General features: G+C 74.3%; 26 protein-coding genes and 1 pseudogene. 10 read left to right on the top strand and 17 right to left on the bottom strand.

Annotated elements, in window-relative coordinates; translation table 11 throughout:
* Positions 1-61 precede the first annotated feature (61 nt).
* The 13 genes from ACH4J0_RS01260 to ACH4J0_RS01200 all read right to left on the bottom strand — a co-directional run bounded on the left by ACH4J0_RS01260 (position 62) and on the right by ACH4J0_RS01200 (position 7,717).
* A complete protein-coding gene (locus ACH4J0_RS01260) occupies positions 62-409 on the bottom strand; it encodes a sodium:proton antiporter (RefSeq protein WP_396235597.1) in 348 nt (115 codons plus the stop codon).
* The gene (locus ACH4J0_RS01255; protein ID WP_396235596.1) at positions 406-1,149 is read right to left on the bottom strand and encodes an MnhB domain-containing protein; all 744 of its coding nucleotides are present in this window, start codon (positions 1,147-1,149) and stop codon (positions 406-408) included. The genes ACH4J0_RS01260 and ACH4J0_RS01255 overlap by 4 nt, the downstream gene beginning before the upstream one ends.
* Positions 1,146-1,415, bottom strand: a complete 270-nt coding sequence (locus ACH4J0_RS01250) for a Na(+)/H(+) antiporter subunit B (protein ID WP_396235595.1) — start codon at positions 1,413-1,415, stop codon at positions 1,146-1,148. Before ACH4J0_RS01250 ends, ACH4J0_RS01255 begins: the two co-directional genes overlap by 4 nt.
* Complete coding sequence (locus ACH4J0_RS01245; RefSeq protein ID WP_396235594.1) at positions 1,412-1,708, bottom strand: monovalent cation/H(+) antiporter subunit G; 297 nt, start codon at positions 1,706-1,708, stop codon at positions 1,412-1,414. The genes ACH4J0_RS01250 and ACH4J0_RS01245 overlap by 4 nt, the downstream gene beginning before the upstream one ends.
* Positions 1,705-1,962 carry a monovalent cation/H+ antiporter complex subunit F gene (locus ACH4J0_RS01240; RefSeq protein ID WP_396235593.1) on the bottom strand — a complete coding sequence of 86 codons (258 nt, stop codon included), beginning with the start codon at positions 1,960-1,962 and terminating at the stop codon, positions 1,705-1,707. The genes ACH4J0_RS01245 and ACH4J0_RS01240 overlap by 4 nt, the downstream gene beginning before the upstream one ends.
* The gene (locus ACH4J0_RS01235) at positions 1,959-2,405 is read right to left on the bottom strand and encodes a hypothetical protein (RefSeq protein WP_396235592.1); all 447 of its coding nucleotides are present in this window, start codon (positions 2,403-2,405) and stop codon (positions 1,959-1,961) included. The genes ACH4J0_RS01240 and ACH4J0_RS01235 overlap by 4 nt, the downstream gene beginning before the upstream one ends.
* 200 nt (positions 2,406-2,605) lie before the next feature.
* Complete coding sequence (locus tag ACH4J0_RS01230) at positions 2,606-2,776, bottom strand: hypothetical protein (protein ID WP_396235591.1); 171 nt, start codon at positions 2,774-2,776, stop codon at positions 2,606-2,608.
* A 47-nt stretch (positions 2,777-2,823) separates the two neighbouring features.
* Positions 2,824-4,008, bottom strand: a complete 1,185-nt coding sequence (locus ACH4J0_RS01225) for an alcohol dehydrogenase catalytic domain-containing protein (RefSeq protein ID WP_396235590.1) — start codon at positions 4,006-4,008, stop codon at positions 2,824-2,826.
* A 56-nt stretch (positions 4,009-4,064) separates the two neighbouring features.
* On the bottom strand, positions 4,065-4,238 hold the full coding sequence (locus tag ACH4J0_RS01220) for a CsbD family protein (RefSeq protein WP_396235589.1): 174 nt from the start codon (positions 4,236-4,238) through the stop codon (positions 4,065-4,067).
* A gap of 109 nt (positions 4,239-4,347) precedes the next feature.
* Complete coding sequence (locus ACH4J0_RS01215) at positions 4,348-5,022, bottom strand: SDR family NAD(P)-dependent oxidoreductase (protein WP_396235928.1); 675 nt, start codon at positions 5,020-5,022, stop codon at positions 4,348-4,350.
* A gap of 16 nt (positions 5,023-5,038) precedes the next feature.
* Positions 5,039-6,049 (bottom strand): PHP domain-containing protein, encoded by a 1,011-nt coding sequence (locus tag ACH4J0_RS01210; RefSeq protein ID WP_396235588.1) that lies wholly within the window; start codon positions 6,047-6,049, stop codon positions 5,039-5,041.
* A 27-nt stretch (positions 6,050-6,076) separates the two neighbouring features.
* Entirely contained in the window at positions 6,077-7,096 is a 1,020-nt protein-coding gene (locus tag ACH4J0_RS01205) for an SDR family oxidoreductase (protein ID WP_396235587.1), read from the bottom strand.
* A gap of 54 nt (positions 7,097-7,150) precedes the next feature.
* Entirely contained in the window at positions 7,151-7,717 is a 567-nt protein-coding gene (locus ACH4J0_RS01200) for a DUF6328 family protein (protein WP_396235586.1), read from the bottom strand.
* A 372-nt stretch (positions 7,718-8,089) separates the two neighbouring features.
* On the opposite strand from ACH4J0_RS01200, the gene ACH4J0_RS01195 reads away from it, so the two are divergent.
* Positions 8,090-8,569 (top strand): ATP-binding protein, encoded by a 480-nt coding sequence (locus ACH4J0_RS01195; protein ID WP_396235585.1) that lies wholly within the window; start codon positions 8,090-8,092, stop codon positions 8,567-8,569.
* Between the two features lie 276 nt (positions 8,570-8,845).
* On the opposite strand, the gene ACH4J0_RS01190 is transcribed toward ACH4J0_RS01195, so the two are convergent.
* Positions 8,846-9,169 carry a plasmid stabilization protein gene (locus ACH4J0_RS01190; protein WP_396235584.1) on the bottom strand — a complete coding sequence of 108 codons (324 nt, stop codon included), beginning with the start codon at positions 9,167-9,169 and terminating at the stop codon, positions 8,846-8,848.
* Positions 9,170-9,441: 272 nt separating this feature from the next.
* On the opposite strand from ACH4J0_RS01190, the gene ACH4J0_RS01185 reads away from it, so the two are divergent.
* The 8 genes from ACH4J0_RS01185 (at position 9,442) to ACH4J0_RS01150 (ending at position 17,521) form a co-directional block, all read left to right on the top strand.
* On the top strand, positions 9,442-10,359 hold the full coding sequence (locus tag ACH4J0_RS01185; protein WP_396235583.1) for a SigB/SigF/SigG family RNA polymerase sigma factor: 918 nt from the start codon (positions 9,442-9,444) through the stop codon (positions 10,357-10,359).
* A gap of 88 nt (positions 10,360-10,447) precedes the next feature.
* Positions 10,448-12,253 (top strand): thiamine pyrophosphate-requiring protein, encoded by a 1,806-nt coding sequence (locus ACH4J0_RS01180; protein WP_396235582.1) that lies wholly within the window; start codon positions 10,448-10,450, stop codon positions 12,251-12,253.
* The gene (locus tag ACH4J0_RS01175; RefSeq protein ID WP_396235581.1) at positions 12,240-12,698 is read left to right on the top strand and encodes a hypothetical protein; all 459 of its coding nucleotides are present in this window, start codon (positions 12,240-12,242) and stop codon (positions 12,696-12,698) included. Before ACH4J0_RS01180 ends, ACH4J0_RS01175 begins: the two co-directional genes overlap by 14 nt.
* Positions 12,691-15,015, top strand: a complete 2,325-nt coding sequence (locus tag ACH4J0_RS01170; protein ID WP_396235580.1) for a GMC family oxidoreductase — start codon at positions 12,691-12,693, stop codon at positions 15,013-15,015. The genes ACH4J0_RS01175 and ACH4J0_RS01170 overlap by 8 nt, the downstream gene beginning before the upstream one ends.
* A 52-nt stretch (positions 15,016-15,067) precedes the next feature.
* Positions 15,068-15,739, top strand: coding sequence for an HAD family hydrolase (locus ACH4J0_RS01165; protein ID WP_396235579.1), 672 nt, complete (start codon positions 15,068-15,070; stop codon positions 15,737-15,739).
* Positions 15,740-15,867: 128 nt separating this feature from the next.
* Complete coding sequence (locus ACH4J0_RS01160; RefSeq protein ID WP_396235578.1) at positions 15,868-16,527, top strand: nucleotidyltransferase family protein; 660 nt, start codon at positions 15,868-15,870, stop codon at positions 16,525-16,527.
* On the top strand, positions 16,524-16,793 hold the full coding sequence (locus ACH4J0_RS01155; protein ID WP_396235577.1) for a BON domain-containing protein: 270 nt from the start codon (positions 16,524-16,526) through the stop codon (positions 16,791-16,793). Before ACH4J0_RS01160 ends, ACH4J0_RS01155 begins: the two co-directional genes overlap by 4 nt.
* Positions 16,790-17,521, top strand: coding sequence for a metallophosphoesterase (locus ACH4J0_RS01150; RefSeq protein WP_396235576.1), 732 nt, complete (start codon positions 16,790-16,792; stop codon positions 17,519-17,521). The genes ACH4J0_RS01155 and ACH4J0_RS01150 overlap by 4 nt, the downstream gene beginning before the upstream one ends.
* A 15-nt stretch (positions 17,522-17,536) precedes the next feature.
* Here the strand turns inward: ACH4J0_RS01150 and ACH4J0_RS01145 are convergent, their stop codons facing one another.
* From ACH4J0_RS01145 to ACH4J0_RS01135, 3 genes are all read right to left on the bottom strand, one after another.
* Positions 17,537-19,306: a glycoside hydrolase family 15 protein gene (locus ACH4J0_RS01145; protein ID WP_396235575.1), complete on the bottom strand. Its 1,770-nt coding sequence runs from the start codon at positions 19,304-19,306 to the stop codon at positions 17,537-17,539.
* A gap of 1 nt (position 19,307) precedes the next feature.
* Positions 19,308-20,273: a TIGR03557 family F420-dependent LLM class oxidoreductase gene (locus ACH4J0_RS01140; protein WP_396235574.1), complete on the bottom strand. Its 966-nt coding sequence runs from the start codon at positions 20,271-20,273 to the stop codon at positions 19,308-19,310.
* Between the two features lie 370 nt (positions 20,274-20,643).
* Positions 20,644-21,795: an FAD-dependent oxidoreductase gene (locus ACH4J0_RS01135; protein WP_396235573.1), complete on the bottom strand. Its 1,152-nt coding sequence runs from the start codon at positions 21,793-21,795 to the stop codon at positions 20,644-20,646.
* A 30-nt stretch (positions 21,796-21,825) separates the two neighbouring features.
* On the opposite strand from ACH4J0_RS01135, the pseudogene ACH4J0_RS01130 reads away from it, so the two are divergent.
* Positions 21,826-22,575: pseudogene (locus tag ACH4J0_RS01130) on the top strand (SPASM domain-containing protein); the annotation flags it as partial.
* Positions 22,576-22,578 lie beyond the last annotated feature (3 nt).

Here is a 22,578-nt window from a genome sequence, read left to right as displayed (position 1 = left end):
TGGCGACGGCCAGCGGCAGCAGGTTGGTGGTGCTGAACGGATCAGCCGTGTTCACCGGGCCTCACCCCCGCAGCCCGGTGAGTTCCTCCGGGTCCACTGTGTCGTGCCGCTTGCGCAGTTGGATGACCAGGGACAGCAGCAGTGCGGTGACGGTCGCCCCGACCACGATGTCGGTCAGGGCGAGCGCCTGGACCACCGGGTCGACCACCGGGGCGTCGGTCGGCAGGTCGGAGAAGACGGGTGCGGTGGCGCCGTGGCCGCGGTAGCCGACGGCGAGCAGCAGGACGTAGGTGGAGGACTGGGCGACGGCCAGGCAGCCGACCGCCTGCACCAGGTTGCGGCTGGTCACCAGGCCGTACAGCCCGGCGAGCAGGATCCAGCCGGCGACCAGGTAGGGGAAGAGGCTCATTCGCCGCCCTCCCCGCGGGGGGCGATCTCGACCGCCTGGTCCAGGAAGTGCGCCAGCAGGACCACCACGCCCGAGGCGACCTCGACCCCGACGGCGGCGTTGACCACCGCTACCAGCCCGCTGGAGGACATCTGGTTGAAGGTGCCGAGCGGCAGGGTGTTGGCGAGGTAGCCGGCGCCCTGGACGAGGCCGATCAGTCCGAGCGCGGCGTAGCTGCCGGCCGCGACGGCCTCCGCCACGTCCAGGACGGCCAGTGGGCGGATCCGCTTGAGCACCAGGTAGTCGGCGGCGACGTAGGCCAGGTGCAGGGCGGTGGCCAGCGCGACGCCGCCCTGGAAACCGCCGCCGGGGCTCAACTGGCCGTGGGCGACGAGGTATCCGCCGACCAGCAGGGTGACCGGCAGCAGGGTGGCGCCGAACAGCCGGGTGGTGGGCAGCACGGGTTCGGCGGCGGCGCGGCGCTTGTGCTCGTCCCGCGCCAGCCGCAGCAGCATGCCGGCGCCGAGCACCGAGCCGAACAGGATCGACTCCTCGCCGAGGGTGTCGAAGGCCCGCTGGTCGAAGTTGACGGAGGAGACGATGTTGGCCGTCCGCTGGGCCAGGCCGGCCGCCACCGCCCGTTCCCCGTAGGGGTGGTGGTTCCCGCCGAAGCGGGGCAACTCGGTGGCGGCGGCGATCAGGGCGGCGGCGAGGACGGCGGCGGCGGTCAGGAACAGCCGCAGCCGGGCGGCGCGGCTCACTCGGTGCGGTCCGGGTGGTCGTCCGACCGCTCCTGGCGGCGCACCCGGCGGACGGTCAGCAGGATCAGCAGCGGGGTGATGGCGCTGCCGACGCCGAGCTGGGAGAGCGCGACGTCGGGCGCCTGGAGCACGGTGAACAGCATCGCGAGGCAGAGGCCGAGCAGCGCGAGGACGGCGGCCTGCCGCACCGGGTCGCGGGTGAGCGCTGCGGCGGTGGCGGTGACGGCGGTGAGCAGCAGGGCGATCACGGTCAGGGCGTTGGTCAACGCTGGGCCTCCCGTTCGGCGCGCACGGTGGTGCGGGCGACGGCCATTGTGGTGACGGTGCCGCCGGCGGCCAGCAACAGGCCGATCACCAGCAGCTTCACGGCCGCCCGTCCCGGCCCGGTGTCCACGGCGAGGGCGAGCGCGACCAGTGGCGCGCCGAGGGCGGCGGCCGGGGAGAGGGCGTGCAGGCGCAGGTAGGGGCCTGGCAGCACGGCGAGGGCGAGCGCGGCGAGCAGCAGCGCCGCGGTGCCGGCCACCAACAGGACCAGCGCGAGGGTGTGCCGGGGCGTCACTGCTGCCTCCCGGCCAGGAAGCGGGTGAACACCAGCGTCCCGGCGGGCGCCAGTACTGCGAGGTCCAGCGCCAGGTCGGTGTACGAGGTGCGGCTGAACCCCTGGGCGAGGAGCAGCAGGACGACGGAGGCGGTCGTCGCGGCGAGGTTGAGTCCGGCCAGGCGCTGCTGGGGCGAGCCGCGAAGTCCGAGCAGCAGGCAGGGGCCGATCCCGCCGACGGCCAGCACGGCCGCCGCGAGCAGCCAGGCGTTCACTCCCCGGCTCCGGTCAACGCCCGCTCCAGCGAGGAGCGTCCGTCACCGAGCGCGTGGACGGTCAGTTCGCCGTCCCGGCTCCCCACCGCGTACGCGCCGGGCGTCGAGGACAGCAGTGCCGCGCCCCAGGCGGCCCCGGTGCCGTTGCCGAGCCGCACGGTGCGGAAGCCGCCGCGCCGGTGCCGGGGGGAGAGCACGGCGAGCGCGAGCCGACCGGTGTCGGCCAGCAGGGTCCACGGGAACGCCCACAGCGCCCGCGCCAGTCGGGCCGTTCCACCGGGAGTGGCCCCGGACGCGCGCCGGACGGCGACCGCGCCCACTGCCCCGAGGAGCGCCACACCGCCGCCCACCGCCATCTCCAGCGGGGACACCGAGCTGATGAACACGGTGTTGAGCAACAGCAACACCCCCCACCAGAGCAGGAGTTCGAGCATCGTTCGCATTTCCACCACCCCCATGTCGGTCCTCCGGGCGCCCGCCACCGGGGCGGGCGGCCCCCAGGTGTACCGTCCGGTCGGCGCACGCGTCCCGCGCGCAACGCCGCCGCGCGCGCGATCGCGGCACCGGACCACCCGTTCGCCGGACGGCGGGCCGGAAAGCTCCGATGATCGGTCCGGCCCGCGCGGTCCTGCTGCCGGTGCTGCTACTTCTCCGGCTCGTGGGCCGGCTCCGTCACCTCGAACTCGGGGCCGTCCTGCGGCCCCTTCTCCTCCTCGTGCTCCGGCGGTGGGCTTCCCTCGCCGGTCATCCGGGACTCCGGCGTCTCGACCGGCTCCTGCGGATCCTTCGGTACCGGGTTGCTCATGGTGCTCATCGCGTTCGCCTCCTTGGAGCGGGCGTGGGGCGCGGGCGGGCGGCCGGTCAGGGCTGGAACAGCACCTTGACCACGCCGTCCTGCTTGTGTTGGAACATGTCGTACGCGGCGGGGGCCTCGGCCAGCGGCAGGTGGTGGGTGGCGAAGCCCTCCACCCCCAGCGGGTCGCCGTCGCCCAGCAGCGGCAGCAGGTCGTCCATCCAGCGCAGGACGTTCGCCTGCCCCATCCGCAGCCGCAGTTGCTTGTCGAACATGGTCAGCATCGGCAGCGGGTCGGTCATCCCGCCGTACACGCCGGACAGCGAGATCGTCCCGCCGCGCCGGACCAGGTCCACCGCCAGGTGCAGGGCGTGCAGCCGGTCGAGGCCGACCCGGGTCATCAGCCTGGCGGCCAGCGCGTCCGGCAGCAGCGAGGTCATCCGCTGGGCGGCGGTCGCGGCGGGGGAGCCGTGCGCCTCCATCCCGACGGCGTCGATCACGGAGTGCGGGCCGCGGCCGTCGGTGAGGTCCCGGACGGCGTCGACCACCCGGGAGCCGAGCCGGACCAGGTCGAGCACCTCGACCCCGTTCTCCCGGGCGCGTTCCAGCCGCTCGGGCACCAGGTCGACGCCGATCACGGTGCCGGCCCCGCGGTGACGGGCGATCCGGGTGCACATGTCCCCGATGGGGCCCAGCCCGAGCACCGCGACGCTGCCGCCGGGCGGGATCTCCGCGTAGTCGACGGCCTGCCACGCGGTGGGCAGCACGTCGGACAGCAGCACGTAGCGGTCGTCCGGCGGCCCGTGCGGGATCGGCACCGGCAGCGTGTTGCCGAACGGGACCCGCAGCAACTCGGCTTGACCGCCCGGAACTTGACCGTAGAGCTTGGTGTAGCCGAACAGGGCGGCGCCCATCCCGTAGTCGCGCACCTGGGTGGTCTCGCACTGGGACTGGAGGCCCTGCACACAAGTGGGGCAGGTGCCGCAGCAGACGTTGAACGGCACGACCACGCGGTCGCCCGGTTCGACGGCGTGCACGGCGGGGCCCGCCTCGCGGACGACGCCCATCGCCTCGTGGCCCAGGATGTCGCCCTCGTCCAGGAAGGCGCCCAGCACCTCGTACAGGTGCAGGTCGGATCCGCACAGCCCGGTGGTGGTGACCTCCACCAGGATGTCCGTGGGCTCGCGGATCACCGGGTCGGGTACGGAGTCGACGCGGACGTCACGGCGTCCGTGCCAGGTCACGGCCTTCATGGTGGCTCTCCCTCCGGACGGGTCGGCGGCCGCGCGGGGCGGCCGCCGTACCGGACTCAGTCCTTCCCGACGTCCTTGAGCTTCTCGCCGGCCTGCTTGATGTCGCTCTTCATCTGCTTGCCCTTGCCCTCGGCCTCGACGACCGGGTCGCCCATGGCCTTGCCGGCGGCCTCCTTGACCTTGCCGTGGGCCTTCTCCGCGACATTGCGTGCCTTGTCCTCGGTACCCATGGGGTGTGCTCCTCTCGTGGCTCCGACGGTGGGGCGGGTCATGGCCCCCGAGCCGCGTGTGCCCCGGACGCGCGCTTCCACACCCGGCAGGCGGGGGCAAACACCCACCTCAGGACGCGGTCGGCTCGTTGTGGGCCCGGGCCGCCCGCCGTCCGAGGGCGGTGAGCCGGTGAACCGGGCCACCCGGACGGTGCCGGGAGGCGGCCCGCACGCCCGGGACGCCGTGCTCCGGAGCGCCGCCGGCCGACGGCAGCACCCGCGCGGTCAGGGAGAGCAAACGGTTGGTGGTGGCGGGCGCGGCGCCGTGGGCCAGCACGGCGGCCTTGGCCAGCGGCGTCAGCACCAGCTCGCGCCGCCCGGTCTCGGCCGCCCGGACGATCCGCCGCGCGGCCCGCCGGGCGTCCATCGACACCAGCGGCATGGACGCCGCGGTGGCGAACCAGGCGTACTCGCGGTCCGCCTGCCCGGCGAACTCGGCGGCCGTGTGGGAGCCGGTGCGCATCAGGCCCGGCAGTACGGTCGTCACCCGGATGCCGTACGGCGCCAGCTCCGCCGCCAGCCCCTCCGAGAGGCCGGTCAGCGCGAACTTGGCGGCCACGTACGGCAACAGGTGCGGGGCCGGGATCCGCCCGCCGATCGAGCTGATCATCACGATCGAGCCCGCGCCGCGGGCCCGCATCGCCGGCAGCACCGCCTGGACCAGCCGCAGCGGCGCCCTCGTCATCAGCTCGTGCGCCCGCCGGAAGTCCTGCTCGTGCATCGCCGAGACCGGACCGACCTGGATGACACCGGCATTTCGGTCAGCCGGGGGCCGGGTGCGCCCAGGCGAGGAGCCGCTCGCGCGGCCAGGTGGTGACGAGCCGTTCGGGGGTGAGGCCGAAGCGGGCCGCGCGGGCGTAGCCGGAGGTGAGCCAGTGCAGTTGCTCCGGGGCGTGGGCGTCGGTGTCGACGGCGAACAGGCAGCCCGCGTCGACGGCCAGACGGAGCAGCTCGTCGGGCGGATCGCGGCGCTCTGGGCGGCAGTTGATCTCCACGGCCGTCCCGGCGGCGGCGCAGGCCTCGAAGACGGCCTCGGCGTCGAAGCGGGAGGGCGGCCGGCCGCGGCCGGTGACGATCCGGCCGGTGCAGTGGCCGAGCACGTTGGTGCGCGGGCCGAGCACCGCCGTCAGCATCCTGGCCGTCATCGGCTCCGGGTCCGCGCGCAGTTTGGAGTGGACGGAGGCCACCACGAGGTCGAGCCGGTCGAGCAGTTCGGGTTCCTGGTCGAGCGAGCCGTCCTCCAGGATGTCGCACTCGATCCCGGTCAGGAGCCGGAAGGAACCGTCGTGCCCGTCCCGGGAGTTGTACGCCGTGACCACGTCGAGCTGCTCCCGCAGCCGTTCGGGGCTGAGGCCGTGGGCGATCGTCAGCCGGGGCGAGTGGTCGGTGAGGACGGCCCAGCGGTGCCCGAGCGCGCGGGCGGCCTCGGCCATCTCCTCGATGGGGTGGCCGCCGTCGGACCAGTCGGAGTGGAGGTGGCAGTCGCCCCGGGCGGTCGCGAGCAGACCCCACCCGGCCTCGGCGGTCGGTCCGGCCGCGGCTTCCAGCCGGGCGAGGTACGTCGGGGTCGTGCCGGTGGAGGCCTGGGCGATCACCTCGGCGGTGACCGGGCCGACGCCCGGCAGGCGGCGGGCCCGCGCGGCGTCCACCGGCCCGGGCGGCAGGGCGTGGACCGCGTCGGCCGCGGTGTGGAAGGCCCGCACCCGATAGGGCGAGGCGTCGTTCCACTCCAGTAGGAAGGCGATCCGCCGCAGCGCCGTGCCCGGATCCATGACGGCCGGTCGGTGCACCGCCGCCGGTCACCGCCCCCGCGCGAGCGCGCGGGCGGCGGCACCGGCGAGGACCGCGCCACCGGTGGTGGCGAGCAGTCCGTGGTGCTGGGAGGCCCAGAGCTGGGCGCTGCGTTCGTGGGACTCCTCGTCGAAGCGGCCGTGGGCGCCGTGGTCCCGGGAGGCGTCCGCCGGGGCCCACAGGTTGGCGCGGTCCTCCGGGTGGCGCGGCCCGTGCTCCTGCTGGGCGTTGATGCCGGTGCGGGCGAGGTAGCGGTCGAGCAGACCGGGGGCGATCGCGTTGGCGATCAAGGTGGCCACGGTGCTGCCGCCGACCCAGTACTCGCGCCGCCCGGGGTGGTCGGCGGCGTAGCGGACGGCGCGGGCGGCCACTTCGGGCTGGTGGACGGGCGCGACGGGTCGGGCCCGGCCGCGCAGCCGGTTGAGCACCCAGTCGAACTGCGGGGTGTTGACCGCGGGCAGCTGCACCATGGTGACCCGCACCCCCGTCCCGCTGGCCAGCAGCTCGCAGCGCAGCGCCTCGTGCCAGCCCTGGATGGCGTGCTTGGCACCGCTGTAGGCGGTCTGGAGCGGGATGCCGCGGTAGGCGATCGCGGAGCCGACCTGGACGATGGTGCCGCGGTCACGCGGCAGCATCCGGCTCAGCGCGGCCCGGGTGGCGTTGACGTAGCCGAGGTAGGTGACCTCCGTGACCCGGCGGTACTCCTCGGGGCTGATCTCGGTGAAGGGCGCGAACACCGACACGAAGGCGTCATTGACCCAGACGTCGATCGGGCCGAATTCCGCCTCGGCCCGGGCCGCCGCCGCCTCGCAGGCCTCCGGGTCGGAGACGTCGGCCAGGATGGTGCGCACCGGGGAGCCGGCGGCCTGCGCCTCGGCGGAGGCCGCGCGCAGCCCGGCGACGCCACGGGCGACCAGCACCAGTCGGTTGCCGTCGGTGGCGAACGCCCGGACGCAGGCCCGGCCGACTCCGGCGGTGGCACCGGTGATGACCACGGTTCGGGGCTCGGAATGCGTACGGATCCTCATGGGGGGCGTCTTGCCGGGCCCCCGGCGCCGAAACGTGCCGGACGGGTCACCCCGTCACGGGTGGGGGTCGTCGCAGTCCGGCCCGTCGGGCCCGTCGGGCGGCCGGGGGCTCCGGTCGTTGTGCCGGTGCAGGTGCCCGACGGGCAGCAGCAGCCAGCAGGACGCGAACCACAGCATGACGGCGGCGGTGATCCAGCCGGAGATCGCCGAGTCGGTCGCCACCCGCAGCAGGAGCAGCAGCGCCGAGCCGATCGTCAGGGCCAGCAGCACCAGGCCGACGGCGACCAACCGGGCCGCGGCGTCGACCAGTTGGGGCTTGAGGCGGCGCCCGGCGAAGATCCGGTGGTAGGCGACGGGGGACGTCAGCGAACCGGTGGCGAGAGCGCCGAGCACGACGGTGGCCACGTAGAGTCCGCGGTCGAAACCGTCGAGCTGGGCGAAGCGCGGCATGAAGACCACGCTCAGCAGGAAGCCGAAGAGGATCTGCGAGCCGGTCTGGGCGACCCGGACCTCCTGGAGCAGGTCGCTCCAACGCCGGTCGGCCCGTTCCTCGGGCGACTCCCGGCGGCCGACCCGGGGCCGGGGGAGGTGGTCTTCGTGGCCGATGTTCGTCGCCGCCATGGTGATCGCCTCCGCCTCCTCACGTCGGCGCGTGTCTCACGTCGGCGCGTGTAGCCATGACCGGGCGGGGCAAACGCGGGGCATGGACGAGGAGCACGTGGCGTCCCCGGCCGCATCCGGGACGGTCTCCGAGCACTCGACCGTCCGCCTCGCGCGGCACGGCGGTCGGGACGGCGCGGCGCCGTCCCGACCGGTGAGACGGGTCGACGAACCCGCGCAGCGGGTCCATCCAGATCCGGGAGCGGCGTCGGCCCTGCCCGGTTCTTCGCCGGACGCGGAGCCCGGGGCGTCGCCCGAACCCGCACGGCCGTCGGAGGAAGTGTCGTCGGCGCGACGAAGCGCCCCGCCGGGCCCGGTGTGAGGAGGGCCGGCATGGACCGTACCGGGCGAGGACGACCGGCGGCCGCCGGGGATACCAGGCGGCTCGCGTTCGCGGGCAGTGAGGGCGCGGTGCAGCGCAGCCGTGATTTCAGCCGTGCGGCGCTGCGGTCCTGGCACTGGCTGCCGGCCGCGGACGACGAACAGAGGGCCCTGGCGGAGGACGTCCTGCTGATGGTCTCGGAGCTGGTCACCAACGCCTGTCTGCACGCCCCCGGCGGCCCGCGGGAGCTGCGCCTGGACTGGGACGGTGCCCGTCTGCGGGTGGAGGTCGTGGACGCCAGCCCGGTGCCGCCGCGGCTGGCCGAGGCCGGTGACCCGGCCCGGCCGGGCGGGCACGGCCTGCGGGTGGTGGACCGGCTCGCCCGGGCCTGGGGGTCGGTGCCCGAGGGCGGGGGCAAGCTGGTCTGGCTGGAGGTGCCCTCCCCGCTCGACCGGCACGTACGGCTCGACGGCTTCAGCCGTCGGGGCTGAAGCCGTCGAGCCGCAGAACGCTACGGCTGCCCGGGGTGTGGCTGCGGTGGTGGTGCCGGGTCGGGGTCAGGGTAGGGCGTGGGGTCCGGGAACGGCGGGATGGGCGGAGGCACCGGATCGGGGCCCTCGCCCGGCCTGGGCGCGGGGTTGGGGTGGGGGATCGGCTGGGTGTCCGGATCAGGGGGCGTCGGAACGGTCATGGCGCACCTTCGTCGGAAGTCGGAAGTCAGGAGCCGGAAACCGGATGCAGCGGCGGCCCCGCTCGGTGAGCAGGGCTCAGCGGCCGAGCGCGTCGGCCAGCTCGTGCTTGTTCATCTTCGAACGGCCCTTGATGTTGCGGTGTTTGGCCTCGTTGTACAGCTGGTCGTAGGTCGGCCCGCCCGAGCCCTTGTGCGAGCGCTGTCCGCCGCGCCGGGCGGACGACATGTCGTGGGTCGACGTGCGGCTCGCGGTCTTGGACTCGCCGTGCCGGGCGCGCTCCTTGTTGACCGTCCGGGCTGCGATCTCCTCGGCCCGCTTCTCGCTCTCGCCCCGGTCGAGCGCGCTGTCCTTGATGTGCTCGTACTGGCGTTCCCGCTTGGGGCTGGATCCTCGGGGCATGACCGCCCCTCCTCTCGGACGTCCGGGTCATTGCCTGAGCGCGTGTACCCGGATAAATCACAAGAAACCAGCCGGAAACGTGAATTCCATGTCGTATGTCGGGTAGAACACCCGTGCGGCGGTTCGCCGGACGAACGGTCGCCGGCACCCGGCCGGGTGCCACCGGGACCCCGCCGGCGAAGCCGGGTCGGGATCCTGGGGAAGAGCCCCCGACGCGCGAGCGAGAGCCCGTGGGCGTCGCCGGGCGTTCATCCCGATGCCGAGGAGGACTCGTGTCCACCCCTCTGGAAACAGCTCCCCGTGGCGGGCAGGAGACCGTCCTGTCCTCGGGCACCCCGTCCGACCTGCCGCCCCGACCCACCAAGACCCAACTCCGCGCGATGGGCAAGACCGAGGCGCGTGAACTCAGCGACGCGCTGTTCGAGCGGCTGTCCGGGCTGGCCCGGGAGAGCGCCGCGTACAGCTACGTACGCGGCACGATCATCGAGCTGAACATGCCGCTGGTGCGCTTCATCGCCGCCCGCTTCCGCCACCGTGCGGAGGACATGGACGACATCCTCCAGGTCGGCACGATCGGCCTGATCAAGGCCGTCGACGGCTACGACCCGCAGCGCGGCGTCGAGTTCGTCACCTACGCCATCCCCACCATCGCCGGCGAGATGAAGCGCTTCTTCCGGGACACCTCGTGGCCGGTCCGGGTGCCGCGGAGCATGCAGGAGCTGTACCTGACGGTCGCCCGTGGCTCGGACCGGCTGGAGCAGGAGCTCGGCCGCCTCCCGCAACCGCGGGAGATCGCCGAGGACCTCCACCTGAGCGTCGAACAGGCCACCGAAGGCCTGGTCGCCGGCCGGGTCTACCGCCCCAGCTCGCTGGACGCGCTGCGCGAGCAGGACACCGACGAGAGCGGCAGCGCGATGCTGGACCGGCTCGGCGGCTGCGACCCCGGCATCGAACTCGCCGACTTCCGCACCGCCGTGCGCCCCCTGCTCGCCGGACTCCCCGAGCGCGAACAGACGGTGCTCAAGCTCCGCTTCTGGGAGGGCCGGACCCAGTCCGAGATCGCGGAGCGGATCGGCGTCTCCCAGATGCACGTCTCCCGGCTGCTCACCGCCACGCTGACCCGGCTGCGCGAGCAGCTGGAGGACCGCGACGCCCCCGGCTGGGCCGACGAACCGGCCGAGTCGGACTGACTTTTCCCCCGGCGGGTGTTTCCGACCCCCCGCAGCGGTTAGCCGTGCTGCGGGGGGCCGTCGTGTCAAGGGCGTCAGGAGGAGCACTGTGTCCCCGAAGGTTTCCGACCACATCCTGGAACGACTGCGCGCCTGGGACGTCCAGTACGTCTTCGGCTACCCCGGCGACGGCATCAACGGGCTGCTCGCAGCCTGGGGCCGCGCCGACAACAAGCCCGTCTTCGTCCAGGCCCGCCACGAGGAGATGGCCGCCTTCGAGGCCGTCGGCTACGCCAAGTTCTCCGGCCGTACCGGAGTGTGCGCGGCGACCTCGGGCCCGGGCGCGATCCACCTGCTCAACGGGCTGTACGACGCCAAGCTGGACCACGTCCCGGTGGTGGCCATCGTCGGCCAGACCAACCGCAGTGCCATGGGCGGCTCCTACCAGCAGGAGGTCGACCTGCTGAACCTGTTCAAGGACGTCGCCGCGGAGTACTGCCAGATGGTGACCGTCCCCGAGCAGCTGCCCAACGTGCTCGACCGGGCGATGCGCACCGCTGCCGGCCGCCGCACCGTCACCGCCGTGATCGTGCCCGCCGACGTCCAGGAGCTGGACTACAGTCCCCCGGAGCACGCCTTCAAGATGGTGCCCTCCAGTCTGGGCGCCCCGCAGTGGACGGTCGTCCCCGAGGACGCCGAGCTGCGCCGGGCCGCCGACGTGCTCAACGCCGGCCGCAAGGTCGCGATCCTGATCGGCCAGGGCGCCCGCAGCGCCCGGGAGCAGGTCCAGCAGACCGCCGAACTGCTCGGCGCAGGGGTCGCCAAGGCGCTGCTCGGCAAGGACGTCCTGCCCGACACGCTGCCGTACGTCACCGGGTCGATCGGCCTGCTCGGCACCCGCCCCTCCTACGAGCTGATGCGCGACTGCGACACCCTGCTCACGATCGGCTCCTCCTTCCCGTACACCCAGTTCCTGCCCGAGTTCGGGCAGGCCAGGGCCGTGCAGATCGACCTCGACCCGTTCATGGTCGGACTGCGCTACCCGTACGAGGTCAACCTGGTCGGCGACGCCGCCCGCACCCTCGACCGGCTGCTGCCGCTGCTGGTCCGCAAGGAGGACCGCGACTGGCAGCGCACGATCAGCGACAACACCGAGCGCTGGTGGGACGTGATGGAGCGGCGCGCCGGGGTGGATGCCGACCCGATCAACCCCGAGTACGCGATCCACGCCCTCGACCACCTGCTGCCCGACGACGTCATGGTCACCGCCGACTCCGGCTCCGCCGCCAACTGGTACGCCCGCCACCTGCGCTTCCGCGGCCGGATGCGCGGCTCGCTGTCCGGCACCCTGGCCACCATGGGCCCGGGCGTGCCGTACGCGATCGGCGCCAAGTTCGCCCACCCCGACCGGCCCGCCATCGCCATCGTCGGCGACGGCGCGATGCAGATGAACGGGCTCGCCGAACTGATCACCATCGCCAAGTACTGGCAGCAGTGGGAGGACCCGCGGCTGGTGGTGGCGGTGCTCAACAACCGCGACCTCAACCAGGTCACCTGGGAGATGCGGGCCATGGAGGGTGCCCCGAGCTTCCTGCCCTCCCAGCAGCTGCCCGACATCGACTACGCGGGCTTCGCGCGCAGCCTCGGCCTCGGCGCCGAACGCGCGGTCGAGCCGGAGGACGTGGCCGGAGGCTGGCAGCACGCCCTCAACGCGGACCGCCCCTACGTCCTGGAGCTGCGTACCGACCCGGCCGTCCCGCCGATCCCGCCGCACGCCAGCTGGGACCAGATCCAGGCCGCCGCCGCGTCCGTGCTGCGCGGGGACAGCGACCGCGCGGCGATGGTCCGCCAGGGCTTCAAGGCGAAGCTCCAGGAACTGCTGCCGTCCTTCGGAGGCCGGCATGGCCATCACTGACCCGGTCCGGCGCGGTGCCGGACTGGCGCTGCGCAACGTCCGCACCGGGCGCTTCCAGCGCTCGCTGGCGCTGGCCACCGGCGCCGGCTCGGTGATCACCGCCGCCGAGATCTACCTGGAGCACGACCGGGCCGGCTTCGGCAACCGTGTCATGTGGTGGCCGGTCCTGCTGGGCCCGGTCGGTGCCGTCGCCGGGGTGGCCGGGGCGATCAGCCCCCGGGCCGCCCGCACCCTGCTGCCGGTCGCCTCCGCGTCCATCGTCGCCAACGGCCTCCAGGGCACCTGGCTGCACGTGCGCGGCATCGCCGAGAAGCCGGGCGGCTGGGCGATGGCCCGCTACAACGTCGAGATGGGCCCGCCGCTGTTCGCACCGCTGCTGATGAGCCTGGTCGGAGGGATGGGATTGGTCGCCGCCGTACTGCGACGGGAGTCCGCTGATGCCTGAGCCCCGCTTCCCCGGCTTCGACGTGCTCTCCCAGGCCCGGCACTGGGACCGCGAGACGACGGCCGTCGTGGTGGCCCGCACCGGGCCCCAGCCGCCGCTGCGGTTCTTCACCCCCGCCGAGGAGGCCACCGCCCGCGCCCTGCTCGACCAGCTGCTCGACCACCCCGACGCCCCGCTGCTGCCGATGATCGACGCCCGGCTCGCCGAACTGGAGACCGACGGGTGGCACTACGCCGACATGCCGATGGACGACGAGGCCTGGCGCCGCTCCCTGCGCGCCCTGGACGAGGAGGCCGACGGCCCGTTCGCCGCGCTCAGCGAGGTCCAGCAGCGGGCGCTGATCGGACGGGTCCAGGAACTCACCGGCGAGCACTGGCACGGCATGCCCGCCAAGCACGTGTGGAGCCTGTGGACCAGGTACGCGTGCACCGCGTACTACTCGCTCCCCACCGCCTGGAACGAGATCGGCTTCGGCGGCCCCGCCCACCCGCGCGGCTACCTGCGCCTCGGCGCGGACCAGCGCGAACCCTGGGAGGTCGCCGACGCCCACTCCAGGCCGCCCCGGCCGCCCGACGACGAGCCGCCCCACCCGGTGCCCCCCGCCACCGACCCCGGCCGGCACTCCAGGCTGCGCGCCGCCGCCGAGACCGTACGGGCCAACGCCGCCGCCGAGCGGGAGGTCCGCCGCAGCAACGCCTCCGCCTGGCTGCTGCCCCGCGACGGCCACGGTTTCGACCACGGCCTGCGGCGCGACATGCGGCGCTACGCGGAGACCGACGAGGTGGACCTGCTGATCGTCGGCTGCGGCGCGGGCGGCTCCACCCTGGCCCAGCGGATGGCCCGCCGGGGCTGGAGCGTCGTGGTGCTGGAGGCCGGCCCGTTCTGGGACCCGCTCACCGACTGGGTCAGCGACGAGGCCTCCTCCCACCACCTGTACTGGACCGAGCCCCGGCTCATCTCCGGCACCGACCCGGTACCGCTCGGCTCCAACAACTCCGGCCGCGGCGTGGGCGGTTCGATGATCCACTTCGCCGGCTACGCGCCCCGCTTCCACCCCTCCGACTTCCGCACCCACAGCCTCGACGGCGTCGGCGCCGACTGGCCGCTCGACTACGAGGACCTGCGCGAGGCCTATCGCCGTGTGGAGTACGAGCTCCCCGTCGCAGGCCAGTACTGGCCCTGGGGCGACCCCCACCCCTACCCGCACCCGCCGCACCCCGTCGGGGGCAACGGCGAGATCTTCCTGCGCGGGGCCGCCGCCCTCGGCATCGAGGCCCGGGTGGGCCCGGTCGCCATCACCAACGGCCGCTTCGGCCGCCGCCCGCACTGCATCTACCGGGGCTTCTGCCTCCAGGGCTGCAAGGTCAACGCCAAGGCCTCCCCGCTGATCACCCACGTCCCCGACGCCCTCGCCCACGGCGCCGAGATCCGCGCCGACTGCATGGCCGCCGCCGTCGAACTCGACGCCGACGGACTCGCCCGCGGCGTGCGCTACTTCCACCACGGCCGGGAGCACCTCCAGCGCGCCCGTACCGTCGCCGTCGCCGGCTACGCCATCGAGACCCCGCGCCTGCTGCTCAACTCCGCCTGCCCGCGCTTCCCCGACGGGCTGTGCAACGACCACGACCTGGTCGGCCGCTACGTCATGGTGCAGGGCGCGCCGCAGACCTCCGGCCGCTTCGACGAGGAGATCCGCGCCTACAAGGCCCCGCCGCCCGAGGTCTCCACCGAGCAGTACTACGAGACCGACCCCGACAAGCCGTACAAGCGCGGCTTCACCATCCAGAACATCTCCCCGTTGCCCATCACCTGGGCCGAGCACGTCGTCGCCCAGGGTCACTGGGGCGCCGACCTGCGCACCTACCTCTCCGACTACGTCCACTGGGCCACCCTCGGCGCCATGGCCGAACTGCTGCCCCAGCCGGACAACCGGATCACCCTCGCCGAACAGACCGACCGGTACGGGCTGCCGGTCGCGAACTTCTCCTTCTCCCAGTGCGACAACGACCGGATGCTGATCCAGGCGGCCCGGGGGGTGATGGAGTCCATCCTGCGCGCCGCCGGGGCGAGCGAGGTCATCACCATCGACCGCTACGCCCACCTGGTCGGCGGCTGCCGGATGGCCGACCACCCGCTCGCCGGGGTCGTCGACCACCGCCTGCGGACCTTCGCCGTCCCCAACCTCCTGATCACCGACGGCAGTGTGCTGCCCACCCAGGGCAGCGCCAACCCGGCGCTGACCATCATGGCCCTGGTCGACCGGGCCGCCGGGCTGCTGGCGGCGGGCGAACGCTCCGGACTGCGGGTGCCGTCATGAGCGAGGCCGAACACGTCGCCGCGGCAGCGGCTCCGGCGAAAGGATGAAGACCATGACGACCACCGCGGCAGCACTCTTCGACGTCGACGGCACCCTGCTCGACACCACGTACTTCCACGCCCTCGCCTGGTGGGAGGCGCTGCGCCAGCACGACCGCACCCTGCCCGTCGCCCGGGTCCACCGGGCCATCGGCATGGGCTCCGACCAACTCCTCGACCACCTGCTCGGCACCGACCGCGACCGCGGCGACGACGAGGGCATCACCGCCGCCCACAGCGCCCTCTACGCCCGGTTCTGGCCCCACATCCAGCCGCTGCCCCGCGCCGCCGACCTGCTGCGCGCCTGCGCCGACCGCGGCTGGGCGGTCGTCCTCGCCAGCTCCGCGTCCGAGCGCGAACTCGCGGTGCTGCGCCGCGCGCTCGGCGCCGACGAGGTGATCACCGCGGTCACCTCCGCCGACGACGTGGACGCCACCAAACCCGCCCCCGACCTGGTCCACGCCGCCCTCGACCGGGCGGGCGCCGAACCCGAGCACGCGGTGTTCATCGGTGACACCGTCTGGGACGTCACCGCGGCCGGCCGCGCCCGGGTGCCCTGCATCGCGGTGGAGAGCGGCGGCTTCGACACCCGCGAGCTCCTCGGCGCGGGCGCCGCCGAGGTCCACCGGGACACCGCCGAACTGCTGGCCGACCTCGACCGCAGCCTGCTGGCCGGCCCGGCCTGAGGCTCCAGGAAGACGGCCCACCGGCCCGGGGCTCCCGAAGACCAGATGGAGTCGCCCCGGCGGAGTGAACTCACGTGGGCGGGGTACCCGTCGGGGCGTCCCGAACGGACCCCACGGAGGAGGCCGCGATGGACCGAAGCCCCGGACAGCCCGATCCGTCCGGCCCGGCCCGGACCGAGCCGAACGGCTGGCCGCTGGACGAACCCGGGGGCCACATGCCGCCCGACCGGGCCCAGGCGATCCTGGAGGCCGCGAAGCGGATCGGCTCGCTGCTCAAGGCCAAGGACCACCCGTTCGCGCTGGCCGGCGGGGTCGCCGCCTACGCCCACGGCGCCGATGTGCGGCTCCAGCACGACGCCGACTTCTGCATCCGTCGGGAGGACGTCGAGGCCGTCACCCACACGCTGCGCGAGGCCGGACTCCAGGTGTTCCTGCCGCCCGAGGACTGGCTGATCAAGGCCCGCTGCCTGGGCCAGGACGTCGACCTGATCCTGGAGCTCGCCAAGCGGCCCGTCACCTCGGAGCTGCTGGAGCGCGCCGAGGTGCTGCCGGTGGACTCCGTGCGCATGCCGGTGCTCTCCGCCACCGACCTGGTCAGCGGCCTGCTGGCCGCCTTCTCCGAGCACCACTGCGACTTCGGGGCGGCGCTCTCGGTGGTGCGGCCGCTGCGGGAGAAGATCGACTGGCGGCGGGTGCGGGCGGAGCGCGGCGAGCAGCCGATGCCGGCCGCCTTCCTGTACCTCCTGGAACGGCTCCAGGTGATCGAACCAGAGGAGGCCGCCGCATGACCGGCGCCCACGACACCGGGTCCGAGGACACCGAGTACCGGCTCGCCCACCTGCGCGACCGCCTCGCCGACGACGAGGTCGGCGAACTGGGCCTGAGGATCGAACTGCACGGCACCCACGTCACGGTGAGCGGCACCGTGCCGAACGAGCGGCGCCGCGCCGCCGTCGAGCGGATCGTGGGGGAGGTCCTGGACGGTCTGAAGGTGTACACCGACATCGCGCTGGCCGACGGCCGGCCGCCGACCGGGGCGGAGGACCTTCCGTGATCCGGGTGGCGGCGGTGGGGGACATCCACCTCGGCCCGGACAGCCGGGGCGTGCTGCGGCCCGCCTTCGCCACCCTCGGCGACCTGGCGGACGTCCTGCTGCTGGCCGGGGACCTCACCCGGCACGGGACCCCCGAGGAGGCCGCCGTGGTGGGGGCGGAGGTCGGCGGACTGCCCGTACCCGTGATCGCCGTCCTCGGCAACCACGACTACGACGCCGGCCGGCCGGAGGAGGTCGCCGGGATCCTGGCCTCGCACGGCGTCCAGGTGCTGGAACGCAGCTCGACCGCCGTACGGGTGGACGGCCTGCTGGTCGGAGTGGCCGGCACCAAGGGCTTCGGCGGCGGCTTCGCCGGCCGCAGCGCCGGTGAGTTCGGCGAGCCCGAGATGAAGGCCTTCGTCCGGCACAGCCGCGAGTGCGCCGACGGGCTGCGCACCGCCCTCGACGGACTGGCCGCCGAGGGCTGCGACCTGCGGATCGCCCTGACCCACTTCGCCCCCGTCCCGGACACCCTGGCGGGGGAACCACCCGAGATCCACGCGTTCCTGGGCAGCTACCTGCTCGCCGAGGCGATCGACGGCGCCGGTGCCGACCTGGCCGTGCACGGTCACGCCCACCTGGGCACCGAGCGCGGTCTGACGGCCTGCGGCGTGCGGGTGCGCAACGTCGCCCAGCCCGTCATCGGCCGGGCCTTCGCCGTCTACCAGTTGCACCCGCCGGTCAGCTGACCCCGAGCCCGCCGGTCAGCGCCGGTCAGCCGGCGGCTGGGCCAGCCGGGCCGCGCACTCCAGCAGCATGGCGTGCACGAAGGCCTGCGGCAGGTTGCCCCGCTGCTGGTGCTGGGCGACGTCGTACTCCTCGGAGAACAGGCCGGCCGAGCCGCAGAGTCCGCGAGTGGTCTCGAACCAGCGGGCGGCCTCGACGGCGTCGCCCTGCCGGTGCTCGGCGAGGGCCATCAGGAAGCCGCACAGCACGAACGCGCCCTCGGCCTCCGCCAGCGGGCGCTCGTCGTGCCGGAAGCGGTAGGCGTAGTGCCCCTGGGTGAGCTGCTCGCGGCAGGCCCGCAGGGTCGCGACGGTGCGCGGGTCGTCGGCGGGCGGCCAGCCGCGCACCGGGGGCAGCAGCAGGGCCAGGTCGGCCGCCGGGTCGCCGGGGGAGCGCTGCCAGCGGCCGGACGGGTGCAGCGAGCGGCGGGAGGTACGGGCGGACAGCCGGTCGGCCAGTGCGTTCCACTCGGCCGCGAGCCCGTCCGTCAGCCCGGCCGGTCCGATCACCTGCGGTCGGGTGATCGCGCGCAGTCCGGCGGCGCAGATCAGCCGGCTGTGAGTCCACAGGCGGGGGCCCAGCTCCCAGATCCCGGCGTCCGGTTCGCGCCACCGGGCGGCGATCGCCGCGGCCGCGGTCCGGGCCGCCCTGCGGGTCTCCGGGCCCAGCCGACCGTGCCGGGCGGCGGCCGCGAACAGCAGTAACGCCTCGCCGAACGCGTCCAGTTGGAACTGCCGGGTGATCTGGTTGCCGACCTGGTCGTGGCCGCCCGGGTACCCGGGCAGGTCGACGCTGTGCTGGTCGGGCACCTGTCCGCCGGTCACGGTGTAGGCGGGGGCGATGTGCGGCCCGTCCTCCGCCAGCCGCGCGGTGGTGAACCGTACGGCGTCGTCCAGGAGCCGGTCCGGTCCGCAGGCGGCGACGGCCTGCCCGGCCAGGCACTGGTCGCGGATCCAGACGTAGCGGTAGTCGTAGTTGCGGCCCTCCTCGGCGCGTTCGGGCAGGCTGGTGGTGGCCGCGGCCACCATGCCGCCGGTGGCGGGCGAGGTAAGGCCGCGCAGCACGGCGTGGGAGAAGCGGGCGTCGCGTTCGTCGTAGGTGTGCCGGAGGTCCGGCACGGCCGCGTGCCAGGCACGTTCGGTGGCCCGCCAGCACCGTTCGGGGTCCGGCGGCGGCCCGTCGAGGCCGTGGTCGGACACCTCCAGGACGAGGTCCAGCTGCTCGCCCGGGGGCAGGGCGACGTCCGCCACCAGGCATCCGTCCGGATCGGGGCGGGCCGCCCCGGCGCCCGTCCAGCGCAGCCGCAGCCGCCCGGCGCGGATCGTCCAGCCGTCCGCAGTCCGGTGCGGGGTACGGGGGCGGTCCGGTCCGAAGCCGCTGCCCGCCGCCAGCCGCAGCCGCAGCCGGGCCGGGCCGTAGTCGGCGGTCACCCGGCGCAGCAGCACCAGCCGGTGCGGGTCGGCGGGCATCGCGAGGGCCTCCCGGCACACCACCACGCCCTGCTCGGTGATCCACCGGCCATGCCGGATCAGGCCGCGGTCCTCGTAGTAGCCGCCGGGGACGAACCGGCCGACCGGGGTCACGGCGTACTCGCCACTGCCGCCGATCAGCCCGGCGAACACCGGGTCGGAGTCCCAGCGGGGAGCGCAGAGCCAGGCGACCTCGCCGGACGGGCCGATCAGCGCGCCGCGTTCGCCGTCGGCGAGCAGGGCGTATTCGCGCAGACTGCGGGGAGGGAAGGCCGTCAAGTCACTCCCCCTGGGCCACGCGGGGCAGGATCTGCTCGCGGTAGAAGTCGAAGAAGCCCTCCTGGTCCGGGCCGATCTGGCCGACGTACACCTCGTCGAAGCCCGCGCCGACGTAGCTGCGCAGCCGCTCCGTGTGCTCCTGGGGGTCGTCGCCGCAGGTGACCGCCTCGGCCACCATCTCCTCCGTCACCAGCTCGGTGGCCTGCTCGAAGTGCCGCGGCGTGGGCAGGACCTGGGCGAGCTCGCCGGGCAGCAGTTCGCTCGGCCAGAGCCGGTGGACGGTCTTGACCGCCCGCTCGCGGTCGGGCGACCAGCACACCTTCACCCCGCCGACCACCGGTCCGGTGCCGCCCGCCGCGCGGTAGCGGCCGACCAGCTCGGTGTCGGGGGTCATGGTGACCAGCCCGTCCGCGTACCGCGCCGCCGACTCGGCCGCCTTGGGGCCGAACGCCGAGACGTACACGGGCAGTCGGCCGTCCTTCGGTGGGGTGTAGAGCCGGGCGTTCTCGACCGTGTAGTGGGCACCGCGGTGCGAGACGAGGCCGCCGGTGAACAGCTCGCGCATCACCGCGACGGCCTCCTCCAGCATCTCCGTCCGTACGTCGAACGGCGGCCAGCGGTCACCGAGGACGTGCTCGTTCAGCGCTTCGCCGGTGCCCACGCCCAGCCGCAGCCCGCCGGCCAGCTGCACGTCCGCGGTGGCCGCCGCCTGGGCCGTCACCGCGGGGTGGAGCCGGACGGTCGGGCAGGTGACCAGGGTGGTCAGCGGCAGCCGGGTGACCTGGGAGAGCGCGCCGATCACGCCCCAGACGAACGGGCTGCTGCCCTGGGCGTCGTTCCACGGGTGGTAGTGGTCGGAGATCGCCAGGCGGGTGAAGCCGGCCCGCTCGGCCAGCTGGGCCTGCTCGACCAGCTGCGCGGGGGTGAACTCCTCGCAGGACAGGAAGTAGCCGAACGCGGTGGTCATGGCAGCCTCGGTTCCTCGGTGGGCTCCTCGTGGTTCCTCCGGTGGAGCGGCTAACCCCGCCTGGGGCGGTGAAACCTCGGCGCCGCCCGCCCGCCCGTCGTTCGCCCGGCGCGCCGGACGACGAGAGCAGGGTGATGCGGAGACCTACGCCGTCCTCGGAGAGGACTGACCAGGCGGGGACCGGCCGGGCGCAAGCCGTCGGCCCCGGCACCTGCTCCCGTCTTCCGCGCGCCGCCCGGCGGCCGGTCCACCACCGGCCCGGCCGCCGCTGGCCGGGCGTCGGCCGCGGCGCCCGGGCCGCCCGCTACCGGCTCAGGCCGGGGGCTGCGCGGCCTGACCGGGGGTCCGCGTGGCCACGTCCCGGGGTGCCTCAGCGTGCCGGGACGAACTCCGAGAGCCGGTCCAGGCCCTGAGCGACCGCCGCGAAGCCGCGGTCGAGCATCCGCAGCTCGTACTCCTCGACGGCGGAGGACAGTTGGGCCTCGCCGCGGTGGACGGCGGTGAGCGAGCGGCAGAGCAGCGCCGCGTCCCGGAACGCCGTGTTGGCGCCCTGGCCGGCGCTCGGCGGCATCGTGTGGATCGCGTCGCCGAGCAGGGTGACCGGCCCGGTGCCCCAGTGCGCCACGGGCTCGGCGTAGCGGATCGTCAGCGGCGAGCTGTTGCCCGTGTCGGACCGCCGGACGAGTTCGACCAGATCGGGGTGCCAGCCGTTGATCAGGCCGAGCAACCGGTCGCGCACCTGCGGCCAGGTCACGGCGTCAGCGCCGAGCGGCTCGGGGAGCATCACCACCCAGCGCAGGTAGCTGTCGGCGTCCGGCAGTTCCACGTCGGGCGCCAGCTCGGCCGCGGCGAGCCGCGGTGGCCTGCGGAACTCCATCCGGCCGATCAGCAGGCTCAGTCCGGAGCCGCGCACCAGGGTGCCCGCACCCGGCACCAGGGCGGCGAGGCGCTCGGTCAGCGGGGTACGGCCCAGCAGCGCGTTGCCGGGAACGGCGGCGACCTCGGCCCCCGGAAGCAGCTGCCGGCGCACCGCCGAGCCCACGCCGTCCGCCCCGACCAGGAGGTCGCCCACCACGCTGCCGCCGTCCGCGAGCCGGGCCTCGACCCGGCCGTCCGGCAGCTCGTCGTACCCGACCACGGCCCGGCCGAACTCCACCCGGTCCCCGAGCCCGGCGAGCAGCAGCTGCCGCAGCACGTGCCGGTCGGCGGCCGTGCCGTCGGCTACCTCGCCGAGCTGCCGGAGTTCTTTCAACTGCGGGTCCACCAGCCGCCTTTCGCCCGTGAGCGGTCCGGTCACGGCCGCCAGCAGGCCGTGCAGCCGGGGCGGCAGGCACTCCCGCAGCGCGGCGAGCCCCAATCCGTCCAGGCCGATCCGGAAGCCCTGGTAGCGGCTGCCCGCGCCGGGCTCCCGTTCGAAGACCCGGACGTCGATCCCCGCCCGGACCAGCCCCTGTGCCAGGCAGAGCCCGCCGATCCCGGCCCCGGCCACCAAGACCTTCATGCTCTGGATCCCCTTCGCCATGGTGCTCTCTCCTGCGTGTGCGTTCGATTGATGCACCGTCAGCTTCGCGAATCCCGGCCCCCGGGCGGCAGGCCGCTGCGTCACCGGTCGGGGGTGACACCTGTCACCCCCGATCTCCTGACCGCTGTCAGCCCCGCGGCACCCCGGCCCGGGCGATCTCTCGGACGGTACTGGGACACCCACCCGTCGCTCCAGGACGCCGAGCCACGCGGTGCCGACGCCGTCGCCGGGATCGCCGCCCACGACCGCAAGCTCGCCGCGGCCCGGCAGTTCACCTCCGTCGGCCTGCCGCTGACCGTCAACGCCGTGTTGCACCGCGGCAATCTGGCCCGGCTCGGCGCCCTCGCCGACCAGGCGGTCGCGCTGGGCGCCGACCGGGTCGCGCTGGCCCACGTCCAGTACTACGGCTGGGCCTGGCGCAACCGCGCCCACCTCGCCCCCGGCGAGGAGCAGGTCCGGCACGTCGAACGGGACGTCGCCGCCGCCCGGGAGCGCCACCGCGGGCGGGCCGAGATCGTGTACGTCGCCGCCGACCTGCACGGCGGCACCGTCAAGCCGTGCACGAACGGGTGGGGGCACGAGCAGTTGGCGGTCGCCCCCGACGGCGACGTCCTGCCCTGCCTCGCCGCCGCGCAGCTGCCCGGCCTGACGGCGCCCAACGCGGTCACCGACGGGCTGGCGGCCAGCTGGCACGACTCACCCGCCTTCAACCGGTTCCGGGGCACCGCCTGGATGCCGGAGCCCTGCCGCAGCTGCGACCTGCGCGAGCTGGACCACGGCGGC

It is taken from the genome of Kitasatospora sp. NPDC017646, assembly GCF_044329365.1.
Classification (GTDB): Bacteria; Actinomycetota; Actinomycetes; order Streptomycetales; family Streptomycetaceae; genus Kitasatospora.
The sequence above is the reverse complement of the archived record's forward strand: the minus strand, read 5'-3'. Positions and strand labels throughout refer to the sequence as shown.